The organism is Nostoc sp., assembly GCF_036917615.1.
In the GTDB taxonomy this organism is placed as follows: Bacteria; Cyanobacteriota; Cyanobacteriia; order Cyanobacteriales; family Nostocaceae; genus Nostoc.
The window spans coordinates 102,318-115,730 of the sequence record NZ_JBALCZ010000014.1 but is presented as its reverse complement, the minus strand read 5'-3'; the positions used below and the strand labels follow the sequence as shown (position 1 = coordinate 115,730).

Below are 13,413 nucleotides of genomic sequence, written 5' to 3'. Positions count from 1 at the left end.
CTCTACAATCCCTAGCGATGGTAAATGCTAAAAATATCACAATTCATAATGTAGGATATATGATCCTTAATTATTGTCCAATTAGCAGCATCATATCTGTATGGCAGGGAACTAAAAACAGGTATAATTTTCTAACCGTTTTTACCGATGTCAGTTTGATTTTGCTCCAGTAGCAATGAACTGATATAGCTATTAGCAAATCCGGAACAAAGTAATACGCAAAATCCAGCAATTAAGGATGTAATCATCTTGGTAACCTCAGATTTTCTAGAGCATTGGGGTGTAATTTAGGCAGGTAATGGTACTCAAAGCTAATGGGTACAGATTAGCTAACTTTGTTCTGCTAACCAGTCAAAAATCTTTCCTAGCTGCTCCAAGTCAACTAAACCATACTGCCAGAGGAGCATCGATAGTGGGCCATTTTCTAATTCACGGTGTCGCAGAGCTACAGCAATATCGGCATTTGAAAGTTCAAGTTCATTGTGCAAAAAATTGAGGAATTTTATATCTCTGTTACGAGTCGCCATAATCGAACTTTCAATTTCTTAATTGGGGAAATAACTAAAAATCAGAAATTCCAACTTTTATTTGGTAGTTTCGCCTTATTAATTGTCGCTAGATGTCAGGGAAATTTCAGATTTAGGAGACTAAACAAAATCTAAAAGTCGGCTAATACCTCTCAGTCTGCAATAAAATCTGCTAGCGTACAGTAGCTTCAACTTCTAAACATCAAATAGGTTTGTGCATCTATGAACAAAAAGTATGAAGTGCAGTGCTTGCGTCAGGAATTCAAGATTAATAGTATCTGAATTAGGTTTGACAAAAACACTTCATTTTTCATCACTGTAATGCCAGCAACGCTCTAGCCACTCCAATAATTCGTGACGAGAAGCAAGAAATTGCATAACTGCACTGCGAATTAGAATCACTTCTAGCAAATTGTTCACTTGCACTCGTAAAGAACCATCGGGCGGACAGGAACTGTTAATTTTTAACTCTTGTAAACGGTGATAGATTCGCCAGCGATCGCTCAAAGGAATCTGCAAAACTTGATCGCCTAAAGGGTGGGAACTAAGTTGTGAGGCATCTAATTTTCTCATATTGGCAGAGGGGGAGAGGTGGGCGAGTGGTGGAGATCAGGGAGAATAATTACTAACTCGTAACTCCTGTGTGCTGTTTGTTGACTTCTAAAGTTTGCAGTTGTTTTTCGAGTTGTTCAATGCGCGAGAGCAAAGAATAAATCACGGTTGCTTCCACATCGGGTAGCTTTCCATGTTCTAAAGGAGAAAGGTTAGCGCTTTCATTTAGGGAAATAATTCGGCCGGGAACTCCCACAACTGTGCAATCGCTGGGGATATTCCGCAAGACAATCGAACCTGCACCAATACGGACGCGATCGCCAATTTGCAGATTACCTAAAACTTTTGCACCCGCCCCAATCACTGCATTTTTGCCCACTGTGGGATGACGCTTACCAGTTTCTTTACCAGTTCCGCCAAGGGTGACGCCCTGATAAATTAATGTATAGTCGCCGACGATCGCAGTTTCGCCAATCACAACACCCATTCCGTGGTCGATAAACACGCCCTGACCAATCTCTGCACCTGGGTGAATTTCAATTCCGGTCAAAAATCGCCCCAAATGAGAAATTAAACGGGGAATAAAACCCACACCTCGACAATATAACCAGTGAGCAAGACGATGCAAACATAGTGCGTGCAATCCAGGGTAGCAAAACACTACTTCTAGCCAATTACGTGCTGCTGGGTCGCGCTCAAAGATAATGCGAAAATCACTCAATAATGGCTCAAAAAAAACGCCAGAGAGAAGATTTTTCAGCAGGGATGTATGTGCAGAATCCTGCGTTTTGATAGTCTGGGAATTGCTGATACTGTCTAAAGACTGTTGCATCGGTAATGTCTATCTGGTAGAAAGAGCCATGTGCTATTTTTATGCTTATATCAGGCGACTTCCAACTACATAGAAAACCCAATGCTGATTGGATTTATTGGATTGATTAAGGTTGTACTCAAACGCCGAAACCCCGACTTAAGATAAACTTAAAATATGTCTTGGGGTAGGGGCGCTAGTATTTAACGATGGGGGTACTAGTATTTTTGGGGCAGGGTTTAAGAATTTCTGTACTCGCTACAAGAAACTTTACCTGTAAGCCTTTGCAAACATTCAATCAATATATTTTGCAATCTATTAAGCTGTACTCAGATGCACTCAAATATGAGTTAGATGATATTAAAAATCAATTTTTTGTATATGCTACTACTATTAGTATCCTATTATTTGGTTAGGCGAAAGACAAGTTTCTTTATTTTCTCTTAGGATTTGCTGTCTGTATGTACATATACCTTTCAAAATATAGTTATAGCTCATATTGACTATTCTATTATTCAAAAGTGGCTGGAAGAATTTCGCGGTTAGACTGAGTAACGCTGATGCTATTGTTCACAAAGGCTAGGCTTTTGTCGCCCATTTTTACCAACTTCCGCCGTTCTTCCGTCCTGAGAGTAATCAGCAAGGGGAGCTTTTGTTGGACTTTCTGTAGCGCGGCTTTAACTTCTTGGATATCTTGTGGCGAAAGGGAGGCTGCAATATTTTGATAGGCCATCGTATAATCACCTTGGGAGTTCTAGTGGTTAAGTAGCAAGTTTTCCTAAATATAGAATTCCCATTGGTCGATGTGATGTCTACGACGGGCTACGCCTACGCACATTTTCGGATAATTTTACTGTAAGCACCTACCAGAAAATAAATCTTTATAGCCTATTAAGTAATTAATACTGGGAATTTTTAGTGATTTTTAATTGCTATTTAACCAACATTAGCCAGATATTAGAAATCATTCATAGTGTATTACAGGATGAAGTGCGTAAGATGGGGTCTAGAAAGATAAATGCTGATTTTTTGTTTATTTTGAACTTTTTTCTGATCAAGATTAATTTAAATGCGTTTTCCCTGATATGATTATTTTGTGCCAAAACAGCAGGCAGTTAACAACCTATAGAACTTCTGAGCCTCACTTGCCTACAAATCGTGGAAAAAGTAAGGTATCGAAGTATTTGGCATGACTTAAATTGCTAACAATCAAAGGAAAACTCAAATGAGCGAAAGTACATTGTTTACCACATTAAGCACCAACGAAGAAGCCAATTTGTCTGGTGGTGGAAGTAAATCACATGGTGATAGTAAGACGATAATTGTTATTGGTCAGGTTGGTGGTGACACTCACGGTAATTCAAATACTGCAATTGGTGGTGATGCAAACTACTATGACTATACCAAGAAACCCAAGGGCCATCACTAAGTTAGGGGAATATGCAGACATATGAAGTTTAGTAGATGGAAATCATTAAATGTAAAGACACGACAGCGAATCGTGTCTCTACAGGGATAAAGTGTGGCATTTTAAGTAATTTATCCTGTTTTTTGGACAAGTTAAGTTACTTTAGCGCCAGTCTTAACAACTAATGGACTTAATTACATGAGCCATTAGTTGTTTCTTACTCTCACTTATCCTACAAAGGTTTATTAACAACCACCTACTTTTCTTCAAGAAACTTAAAATAAGTCTGTTGACCGTTGCCCACTAGCAACCGTCAATAGATTTTCTTAGGGCTTTTCCCTGAGGATACAATTAATTTATTGAATATCTTGTGGCGAAAGGGAGGCTGTAATATTTTGATAGCCCATTGTATATCTACCTTTTTAGTTCTAATGGTTAAGTAGCAACTCTTGCTAAGTATAGAATTCCCATTGGTAGATGCGATGTCTACGACGGGCTACGCCTACGCACATCATAACCTATTTATTTATCTGTTTTACTGCCGATGCTGAAGGATATTGACCAGATGCCATCAAAGCTTGTCGCTCTACAATCCTTTCATCGCCGTTAAAATCTAGGATGCGTGCGGTGACTTCTCCAATCTCTGTTTGATGCACAATTACAGCCTCATCTAGTCGAAAATGATCGCCCCAAAAATCTCTGCGTGGGTTAAAAAACCGCACAAGTTCCCCAGTTTGCCAATTAATTGACCCTAAATCCGTCCCTTTTTGCAGGTTACAGAAGATACAGGCATAGCAGAGATTATCTGCTGTTGTAGCGCCACCGTGTTTGACGCTGATTATATGGTCAACTTGACAGCTTAAACCCTCTAATTCTGGATATAAACAATACTCGCATAGATAGCCAGCGCGATCGGCAACTAAACGCCGCAGTTCTGCATTAATATATAGCCGAGACATTTTGAATACTTACTTAGGGTTAATGTACTGATGAGCTTTTGCTTTTGCCAACCTTATAATATGCTCTAGCGTGAGGAAATGATCTAACTCTCGCTGGTCACTTCCTGTAAGACCTTCAGTTTTTGCGCGGTAAACAAGATCCTCTAAACGGTCTTTGGCTGCATCCGAGAGTTTGAAATCGATAACGCTTTGGGGAGTGGTTCCAGCAGCAATAAACTCTATAATTTCATCGTAGACCTTGGCTGTATTTACAGATGTAGTCATGAGATTACCTATTTTTATTTAATTTTACTGATTTACAACGCCACTTTTAATGACATTCCTAATGTTTTTGGCTCTGGTAGAGGTTCACCATCAGCCAAAGATGATTCAATCAGCATTTCTAAAACTTCCTGAGCATTTTTAAGAGCTTCTTCATAAGTCTCTCCGTGAGTGCAAGGCTGCATTATATGCGTAAACTCAGGTAGGAAAACCACATAACATTGGTCTTCTTCTGACCATTGAATCACGATTGTATATTTCATTCTTCTGTCTCCTCGTCTTCTTTCATTTTATTTAGTTCTTCAAGTGCTTCATTGACTTGCTTTTCTAAATAAGGTTTGGCATCGCTACCATCTTTGCCAGCAATAATGATAGCTTTAGGCAATTGCGGATGCATCCATTTACTGTGGCTACCCTTTGCAGGTTTATAAATAAACCCTGCTTGCAATAACAAGCTTTTGAGTTCTCTGATTTTCTTGGGCATATACTCAGCTTACATTTACCCTTCCCACTGCTTTAACTTCTTCTGAGCAAATTCCCGCACTTGCTCATCTGGGTCATTCTCTGCGCGATCGCACAACAGTGGTAAAGTCTGGGGATGCTGAGGAAATTGCTTGATAATTATTTTAAGTACTACTGTTCGAGAGAGATTATTGGAAGGTTGAGTGACGGCGATAACACGCAAAAATTCAAACATCCCTGGTTCATTATTGAAAGCACGCGCTAACTCTTGCACTGCGGAACGCTGTACATCGATACTAGATTTATCAGAAGTTGCAAGTTGTTTAAGGAAAGATAGAGTGTCAGGGTTCTCTTTCCAGCCATACACTAACTCTTGCACTGCTACACATTGCACAAACGAATTACTATTTTTGGTAGCAAGTTCTTTGAGAAAAGTTAAAGTGTCGGGGTCATCCTTCCAACCTCTGGCTAATTCTCTGACAGCTTCATTTGGTAAATCAGAATAATTTTCATTGGAGGTAGCGTGTTTTTCTAAGAAAGCTTTTGTATTGGTGTCATCCTTGAAGGAGCGGGCTAACTCTCTTAATGCTTCACACGCTACATTAGAATTATGATTGCCCATGTGATCGAACCGAGTGTATTCTGTAAGCCAGTGTAAAGCTTCAGGATTATCTTTCCACCCCTGAGCTATTTCTTTCACGACTATTTGTCGCACATAACCTTGTTTATCATTGCTAGCAAGTTCTTTAAGGAAGGGTAAGGTACTAGGATCATGTTTCCACCCCTGTGCTAATTCGTGAATTACTCTTTCTCGCACAGGTATCAAATCTGATATTGCGTGTTGTTTTAGGATAGCTACAGTATCTGGGTCATCTTTCCAAGAATGCACTAAGGCTAGTAAGGTAAATTCTCGTACTTCCTCACAACGATCGTTAGTACTTGCTTGGAGCAAGGCTTTGATATCGAGATCATATTTCCAACCCAAGGCTAACTCATGCACTGCTGCATGTCGAACATAATCATCTTTGTCGGAGGTAGCAAGTTCTTTAAGTAAAGCTTTAATGTCGGGTTTATCTCTCCATCTCAAAGCTAACTCTTGCACTGCTACACATCGCACATCATTATCTTCATCAGATGCCGCACATTTTTTGAGCCAGGGTAAGATGTCAGGGTAATCTTGCCAAGTTGTTATAACTGCTGTAATTGCTTTAGTGCGAATCTCGTAAACTGAGTTATTTTGTTCCGTATATTTTTCAAAATCTTCTATATTTTCCTCTAAAAAATTAATTTTATTGCCATATTTAGTTAAGGATTTTATTTGTTCACGTAATTTATTGTTAACGAACTCAATTACGTGACGATTTCTTACTTCTGTCAAACACTTAGCTGCTAAAAAGAGATTGACAAACTTTTCCTCTTCGCCATCTTGCGCTATTAAATACTCCAGAATCTCACCAACAAATCTTGGCTCAATCATTCCCGCAATCAGTAGCAAGACTTCATGCCAACTTTCATCTCGCCAGTGTTTGCCAAAAACTTCATTCTTAAGTTCCTCAATAGTCAGCGTTTGCGTTTCTTTAAACTGACAGACAAACTCCCGAGCACAGAAATATTCTAAAAATGTCCGATGCACAAAAGCATAATAATCCGCACCCAGTAAACATAACATAAAATTGCGAGTCCGCAGTTGATTAATCATCACCCGCGCAGCTTCTCTAGGTTTATCAAATTCTATGGTTTTGAGATAGTCAGTCAGAACTTTGACTAAATCATTTTCATTAATCAAATTACCTGCCAAACCTTTATCACCAGTTTGCATAAGATAAGCAACCTGAGGCAGCATCGCTTGCTTATCTTTATAATCAATCGTCTTGGGATCTAACCTCTGATCTTCTATCAAAGCGCGTTCCACATCCCATTGATGTAGCAGTACCCGCGATGCTTGATTATAAGGCTCTGCTCTATCTCTTGGTAGCTCTTGATTCCGATTTAGAATTGCCATCATCGTCAACAGCAGAGGATTTCCCGCCAATTCTGCAATAGATTTGGAAGCTGCAATTCCTCTTTGTAGCCGTTCCCGTTTTCTGACTTTATCTACTGCATCGGTAAAAGTTAACTCATGCCAACGGTTGATAAAATCCTGAATTTGTTCTGAGTCTAAATCTTGTAAGATAAAGTGGCGAAACTCAGCATTAAGCAATCGTTGCGGTTTATAGCCAATAATCCGAGAAGTGACAATTACTTGCACATCAGGATAGTCATTAGTAAAGCGATGAATATCAGTAATTACATCCTCTCGCTTACCAGGGTCAAATACCTCATCCAAACCATCAAACATCACTAAGGCATTACCAGCTTTTAATTGTTTATCCAGTTCAAGCTGATTGAGATGATGAACAGCACCACTACATTTATGGAAAAATTCGAGAAAATTATTGCACTCTTTATCTTCCCGTCGCCGCATATAAGTGCGTAATTCAATTAGCAACGGAATTGGTAATGATATAACATTATCCAGTGGAGACTCAGCCCAATTCAAAGCCAGAAATTGCAACAAAGTAGACTTACCTGAACCAGGATCGCCCAAAATCACAAGATATTTATAATCTTGCTTTTTATTGACAACATCTAAAACTGAACGGATCGGCTGTTCAAAATCAACCCGTTTATGGCGTTCTAATTCAACTGCTTCTACTTGGTCACTTTCTCGCAGCCGTCTAAGATGTTCTTTAGGCAGTTCGTGAACTTGTGCTAAAACTTGATGAGTTTCTCGGACATTTTGAGCAGTAAAAATCCGCCATAATTTCAGTTCGTTATAGGCATAGCCGCTAGTATCTAAGCTATCTAATTTGAGATTGCCATAGCGTTCGCGGATTCCTTCTTGATATTTAACTAAATTAAAATCTACAATAACACCAGCAATTTGTTTTGTATTTATTTCAATATCAGATAATTTTTGTAATTCTAGAATATGGTGTAATTCTTTTGAATCTAAAAGAAGTTCTTGGACTTGTGTCAAATACTGCTCTGTAATTGATTGCCAGTTAAACTTAGATGGCAGAGGTTTTAATTGCAGCCTGTTCCAACTATCTTCTAGGATTTTAGCGTCTAGAGATTCACAATTAATATCAAAAGCTTTACCAAAAGTTTCTGTAACCGACTTATCGCTGATAAATTTCTTAATGTCTTTGGTGTACTCTTTAATCTCACCTTCAGCAAGTTTGCAACGAACCTTTAACTGCTGCTGCATCAATTGCAAAAATTCTTTTAACGCTTTCCCAGCAGCAATTTCTATGTCTTCCTTCTTAAGTTTCTGGACAATCTTGCCAGGGATGCCTTTTAATAAATCTTTAGCCCAATCTTTAGCAGCATCCTTGGCTAAGTCTTCCAGAATGGGTTTAAAAATAAACCCGGCGGCCTGAGTTACACCCCAAATAGCTAACAAGTCCAGCATAATACTCGCTTCTGTTGAGAGTTTGATTACGAGTATATCCACTAGCTTGAGTAATGTTTCCGAATTTCAGGGAATTTGGAAAACCTCTCTCTAAATCTCTCTCCTTTTAGGAGAGATTTGAATTTTCCCCCCTTCCCGCGTCGGGAAGGGGGTTAGGAGGTTAGGTTTCGCGTTGGTTTTTCAGATCAATTGGAAACTGCGATCGCAATTTTCCCGACTGCACGCTCACTTTCGCTATAAGTATGAGCCGCCGCGAGTTCTTGTAAGGGATATGTGCGATCAATCACCACACGAATTTTACCCGCTTCAATCAATTCTTTCAGATAAACCAAATCTGGAGTGTTGGGTTTTTCAAAGAGAAATTTAGCTTTTTGACCGGGAAGGAACGCTGTTAAGACGCTCTCTAACAAAACTTCGGGGCTAGGTAAGGTCGTGATATAAATACCACTGGGTTTGAGGACTCTTTTGGTTTGAGAGAGCGATCGCTTACCTACTGCATCAAAGATAATGTCATACTGGGCTGTATCTTGGGCAAAATCTTGCTGCGTATAATCAATCACGCGGTCTGCTAAGAGAGATTTCACCAAATCCAAGTTTTTGGTACTGCTAACTCCCGTCACCACTGCCCCTAAAGCCTTAGCAATTTGGACTGCAAAACTGCCTACACCGCCCGCAGCCCCATTAATCAACACAGTTTGCCCTGTTTGAATATTTCCCTGATCTCGCAGCGCTTGCAGAGCCGTGAGCGCTGCTAAAGGCACAGTCGCAGCTTCTTCATCGGACAAGTTCGTTGGTTTGAGCGCCGCCAAGTTTTCTGGAACAGCTGCAAATTCGGCATAACCTCCTCCAGGGAAACTAGTACTGCCATAGATAGCATCTCCTAGTTTAAAGCGCGTGACACCAGAGCCTACAGCTACGACTTCTCCCGCCACATCAAACCCCAGAATCTTCGGGAATTTGCTGCCGGTAATCAAGCTCAACATCCCTTGGCGAATTTTCCAATCAATGGGATTAACGCTACTCGCACGAACTTTCACAAGTAACTGTGCTGACTCAATTTTCGGCTGCTCCACGTCTTCATACTGCAACACCTCAGCCGCGCCATACCGACGGATAATGACTGCTTTCATCGCATTTCTCCTGCTACCCTGTTTGACTCACACAACTCAAACAGCCTATTTTTCCTGATAAATTCAGTGTAGCTATGTCTACGACGGGCTGTGACGCTCGAACGCGAACAGCGTGTCGCAGACAAGACTCATTGGCGCAGCGTCTTGTAAAGACGCTGCGCGTAGCTTGCTTCCCCGTAGGAGTACGCTATCGGTGACGCATAAGATTTAACGAAGATGCTAGGCGTAGTCAGAGATTTCCTAAAATAGAAATATCAGTTTAAAACTACACCTGTATGCCAGCTAGAGACATCTATTACAATAATGTCAAAAATGCTTTGATTAAAGACAAATGGACAATTACTCATGACCCACTGACCGAATTTTAGATTTTAAATTTTGGATAATCGAAAAGATGATTCAAAATCCAAAATTTAAAAAGGTTTGTCCCTTGCGCGTCTCCAAGAGTTGCCCCCGAATTTATACTCGCTTCACGAGAAGCAAGCTACGTGGAATAAATCTAAAATCCTTGCATTAAATGACAAGCCCCTGACTTGATTGCTCTTTTCAATCTAAAATCTAAAATCTAAAATCCAAAATTGCTTGATCCTGAAGTTTGGTAAAAAAGATTTGTATGTTGATTTAGGTGCTAGACAGATGTTGGCAGCGCAAAAAGTAGAATCCAAGATTGCAGTTGAGATTAAAAGTTTTTTCGGCAGATCGGATGTTGATGATTTAGAAAAAGCGTTAGAGCAGTATATTTTATATCAAGATATATTGATTGAATTGGAGCCAGAACGAGTGCTATATCTTGCAGTACCTAACAGTGTTTTTGATGATTTATTTGAAGAACCTATCGGCAAACTGTTACTGATAAATCATTGTTTAAAGCTGATTACCTTTGATCCAAAACTGGTGGTCATTAAACAATGGATTATACCAACTTAAACCACTATCGCCAGGTAATTGAAACTATCCTGACTGAATATGCTTCACTACCCTATTCTTATGCCAATATTCAATCAGAAGTGGTGTTTGATCGAACACGCGTTGGCGCAGCCTCTCTGAAAGAGACTCGCTATTTGTGGATGGATATAGGTTGGGATGGCGAATGCCTACGGCACGCTTTGCGAACGCCGCATTCATGGCTGTCTGGTTCATATTGACCTGATTGATGGCAAAATCTAGATTCAACGGGATGGCACTGAAGAAGGCATTGCCGCTGATTTAGAACGGGCTGGAATTCCTAAAAAACATATTGTTCTGGGGTTTCGTCCACCTGAGTTAAGACCCTACACAGGCTATGCAGTTGCTTAACGCTCTCCTAAAAAGAAAGAGACCTTAAATTTTTCCCCTTACCGCGTCGGGAAGGGCGTTAGGGGGTTAGGTTTTTCGCCAAGGTTCGTAATGAGCAATAAAGAAAATTCATTGGGATCGTTCAATCATGTTAGATTATAGTTTGTTGTTGCTCTCAAACACAAAATCCGAGAGTTTCTTACCCATCTTCTGATTGTGGGAATCAAAAAAAAGAACTTAAAAGTTAAACTTTTTGAAAAATATGTGCAGCAACACATCTATTTGCACAGTCCTGTATAGCTTGCCAGATAAGACTTAGAATCACAATTCAATATCATTATCAAAGTAAAAATTAAAAAAATATGAATTGGATTTTTACCATCAAAAAAATGATATGTTAGATACAGAATTGAATTTCGCACGTTTCTGGAGTAGAACGATATAGACTACTCTAGTTTTCACCCTCAAACCCTTGGTATTTATTGCTTTTGAAGGAATTTGAGGGGAATCTGAGTACACATTGAAATGACCCAAACCCAGTTGCAAGTAGATTAAATTCCTTGCTGGTATTGGGTTGTGCCTGAGTACAAATAAATCCTGAACCCCTGTCTATAAACACTAGAACCCTAACCAAAAAATACTAGAACCCCTACCCGAAAAATAAATTTTTAATTCTTGTAATGCTTGAAGAATTAGGGTTTTTATTAGTTGAGTACAAGAGTAATAAATCCAATAAATTCTATGCTAGAGAGACGCACTGTCTGGCTAGGAGACGGCTGCTATAAATCTTATATCGCCAATCACTTGACGCTCGAATACAAAACGAGGCGAAGAGTGAGTGGAGGGATGACATAGCACCATGCCTGAAGTGAATAGAAGTCGCGGCTCAGGGCACAAATTCTACCCAAGAACCGAACATTGACACACACCAGCCGAACATCAAACATCTATCGCCTGCCTTACTTGATAACAAGTCGCCCAAACCCAAGGGTTTGCAGGCAGTGTGAAAGACGCGACTTCAATTCCTGGGCATGAAAGAGTAGCAACAGCATCTCCCACAGTGGCAGCCAAGTCCACCGACCTTTTGCGAAATTTAATGACATCATCGTCTAAACGACTCCTCAACTCCCCCGCCACGGAATCGACAACCCAAGCAAAATCAGGTGGTTGCGGCTGCGACAGCACCAGCAGCGCCACCGCAGAAAGGGACGAAAAGCTCCAAGAACGCATTGCTAAACATCCCTGTTACAGCGAAGACGCCCATCATCACTACGCCCGGATGCACGTTGCAGTTGCTCCAGCTTGCAACATTCAATGCAACTATTGCAACCGCAAATATGACTGCGCTAACGAAAGCCGTCCTGGAGTAGTTAGCGAGTTGCTAACACCAGAACAAGCAGCACACAAAGCTTTGGTCATTGGCGGCAAGATTCCCCAAATGACAGTTGTGGGAATTGCCGGTCCTGGCGACCCACTGGCGAACGCAGATAAGACTTTCCGCACATTTGAGTTGATTGCAGAGCAAGCACCAGATATTAAGCTGTGTTTATCAACCAATGGTTTAATGCTGCCTGACTACGTTGATCGCATTAAAGAATTAAATATAGATCACGTTACGATCACCATTAATATGGTAGATCCAGAGATTGGTGCTCAGATTTATCCTTGGGTTCACTACAAGCGCAAGCGTTACAGGGGCATTGAAGGCGCGACAATTCTCCATGAAAGACAGATGGAAGGATTGCAAGCCCTCAAAGATGCTGACATCTTGTGCAAAGTTAACTCGGTGATGATTCCCGGAATTAATGACCAGCACTTAGTCGAAGTGAATCGAGTCATTCGTGAAAAAGGTGCATTCTTGCACAACATCATGCCATTGATTTCTGCACCAGAACATGGCACACACTTCGGTTTAACCGGTCAACGTGGCCCCACACCCAAAGAACTCAAAGAAGTTCAAGATAATTGCTCTGGTAACATGAAAATGATGCGTCACTGTCGCCAGTGCCGTGCCGATGCAGTAGGATTGTTGGGAGAAGACCGCAGCCAAGAATTTTCCAAAGAGAAATTCTTAGAAATGACTCCAGACTATGACATGGAGAAACGTCAAGAAGTTCACGACGGTATTGAGAAGTTTAAAGAAGAACTTAAAGTAGCCAAAGACAAGGCGCTAGTCGGCAAGAAATTTGCCAACAGTCCTAAAGTCCTAGTTGCAGTAGCAACCAAAGGCGGCGGATTGGTTAACCAGCACTTCGGTCATGCCAAAGAATTCCAAATTTACGAAGTGGATGGAAACGAAGTTCGCTTTGTCGGTCATCGCAAAATTGACCAATACTGCCAAGGTGGATACGGCGAAGAAGCTTCTTTTGAGCATATTATGAAAGCGATCGCAGATTGCAAAGCAGTTTTAGCCTCCAAGATTGGTAACAGTCCTCAAGAAAAATTGCAAAAAGCTGGAATACAGTCTGTTGAAGCTTACGACGTAATTGAGAAGGTTGCTTTGGAGTTTTACGAGCAATACGTTAAGGAATTAGGGAATAAGGAATAGGGCATGGGGCATGGGACATGGGGCAC

Annotated in this window: 15 protein-coding genes and 1 pseudogene; 6 read left to right on the top strand and 10 right to left on the bottom strand. The window is 40.6% G+C overall.

The annotated features are described in order from the left end of the window. Window positions 1–329 precede the first annotated feature (329 nt). From V7K85_RS04105 to V7K85_RS04090, 4 genes and pseudogenes are all read right to left on the bottom strand, one after another. Window positions 330–527, bottom strand: a complete 198-nt coding sequence (locus V7K85_RS04105; RefSeq protein ID WP_334811374.1) for a DUF2949 domain-containing protein — start codon at window positions 525–527, stop codon at window positions 330–332. Window positions 528–830: 303 nt separating this feature from the next. Next, window positions 831–1,100 carry an Asr1405/Asl0597 family protein gene (locus V7K85_RS04100; protein ID WP_334811373.1) on the bottom strand — a complete coding sequence of 90 codons (270 nt, stop codon included), beginning with the start codon at window positions 1,098–1,100 and terminating at the stop codon, window positions 831–833. Between the two features lie 52 nt (window positions 1,101–1,152). Continuing rightward, complete coding sequence (gene cysE / locus V7K85_RS04095) at window positions 1,153–1,911, bottom strand: serine O-acetyltransferase (protein ID WP_334811372.1); 759 nt, start codon at window positions 1,909–1,911, stop codon at window positions 1,153–1,155. Window positions 1,912–2,404: 493 nt separating this feature from the next. After that, window positions 2,405–2,623 (bottom strand): annotated as a pseudogene (locus V7K85_RS04090) (hypothetical protein); the annotation flags it as partial. A 492-nt stretch (window positions 2,624–3,115) separates the two neighbouring features. Here V7K85_RS04090 and V7K85_RS04085 point away from each other — a divergent pair. Beyond that, window positions 3,116–3,319, top strand: a complete 204-nt coding sequence (locus V7K85_RS04085) for a hypothetical protein (RefSeq protein ID WP_334811371.1) — start codon at window positions 3,116–3,118, stop codon at window positions 3,317–3,319. 497 nt (window positions 3,320–3,816) lie between these two features. Here V7K85_RS04085 and V7K85_RS04080 read toward each other — a convergent pair whose 3' ends face one another. The 6 genes from V7K85_RS04080 to V7K85_RS04055 form a co-directional block, all read right to left on the bottom strand. Beyond that, on the bottom strand, window positions 3,817–4,257 hold the full coding sequence (locus V7K85_RS04080) for an HNH endonuclease (protein WP_334811370.1): 441 nt from the start codon (window positions 4,255–4,257) through the stop codon (window positions 3,817–3,819). Window positions 4,258–4,266: 9 nt separating this feature from the next. Next, window positions 4,267–4,521, bottom strand: coding sequence for a hypothetical protein (locus V7K85_RS04075; protein ID WP_334811369.1), 255 nt, complete (start codon window positions 4,519–4,521; stop codon window positions 4,267–4,269). Window positions 4,522–4,553: 32 nt separating this feature from the next. Beyond that, window positions 4,554–4,781 (bottom strand): type II toxin-antitoxin system HicB family antitoxin, encoded by a 228-nt coding sequence (locus V7K85_RS04070; protein ID WP_334811368.1) that lies wholly within the window; start codon window positions 4,779–4,781, stop codon window positions 4,554–4,556. Further along, on the bottom strand, window positions 4,778–5,002 hold the full coding sequence (locus V7K85_RS04065) for a type II toxin-antitoxin system HicA family toxin (RefSeq protein WP_334811367.1): 225 nt from the start codon (window positions 5,000–5,002) through the stop codon (window positions 4,778–4,780). The genes V7K85_RS04070 and V7K85_RS04065 overlap by 4 nt, the downstream gene beginning before the upstream one ends. A gap of 15 nt (window positions 5,003–5,017) precedes the next feature. Then, window positions 5,018–8,434: an NACHT domain-containing protein gene (locus tag V7K85_RS04060; protein WP_334811366.1), complete on the bottom strand. Its 3,417-nt coding sequence runs from the start codon at window positions 8,432–8,434 to the stop codon at window positions 5,018–5,020. A 185-nt stretch (window positions 8,435–8,619) separates the two neighbouring features. Further along, entirely contained in the window at window positions 8,620–9,564 is a 945-nt protein-coding gene (locus tag V7K85_RS04055; protein ID WP_334811365.1) for an NAD(P)-dependent alcohol dehydrogenase, read from the bottom strand. 275 nt (window positions 9,565–9,839) lie between these two features. Here V7K85_RS04055 and V7K85_RS04050 point away from each other — a divergent pair, with 275 nt between their 5' ends. The 5 genes from V7K85_RS04050 to nifB all read left to right on the top strand — a co-directional run bounded on the left by V7K85_RS04050 (window position 9,840) and on the right by nifB (window position 13,387). Then, window positions 9,840–9,932 (top strand): element excision factor XisH family protein, encoded by a 93-nt coding sequence (locus tag V7K85_RS04050; RefSeq protein WP_442940536.1) that lies wholly within the window; start codon window positions 9,840–9,842, stop codon window positions 9,930–9,932. Between the two features lie 214 nt (window positions 9,933–10,146). After that, window positions 10,147–10,491, top strand: coding sequence for an element excision factor XisH family protein (locus tag V7K85_RS04045; protein WP_334811364.1), 345 nt, complete (start codon window positions 10,147–10,149; stop codon window positions 10,489–10,491). Next, window positions 10,473–10,709 (top strand): element excision factor XisI family protein, encoded by a 237-nt coding sequence (locus V7K85_RS04040; protein ID WP_334811363.1) that lies wholly within the window; start codon window positions 10,473–10,475, stop codon window positions 10,707–10,709. The genes V7K85_RS04045 and V7K85_RS04040 overlap by 19 nt, the downstream gene beginning before the upstream one ends. A 22-nt stretch (window positions 10,710–10,731) precedes the next feature. After that, window positions 10,732–10,860: an element excision factor XisI family protein gene (locus V7K85_RS04035; protein ID WP_442940539.1), complete on the top strand. Its 129-nt coding sequence runs from the start codon at window positions 10,732–10,734 to the stop codon at window positions 10,858–10,860. Between the two features lie 1,075 nt (window positions 10,861–11,935). Then, a complete protein-coding gene (gene nifB / locus V7K85_RS04030; protein ID WP_334811426.1) occupies window positions 11,936–13,387 on the top strand; it encodes a nitrogenase cofactor biosynthesis protein NifB in 1,452 nt (483 codons plus the stop codon). Window positions 13,388–13,413 lie beyond the last annotated feature (26 nt).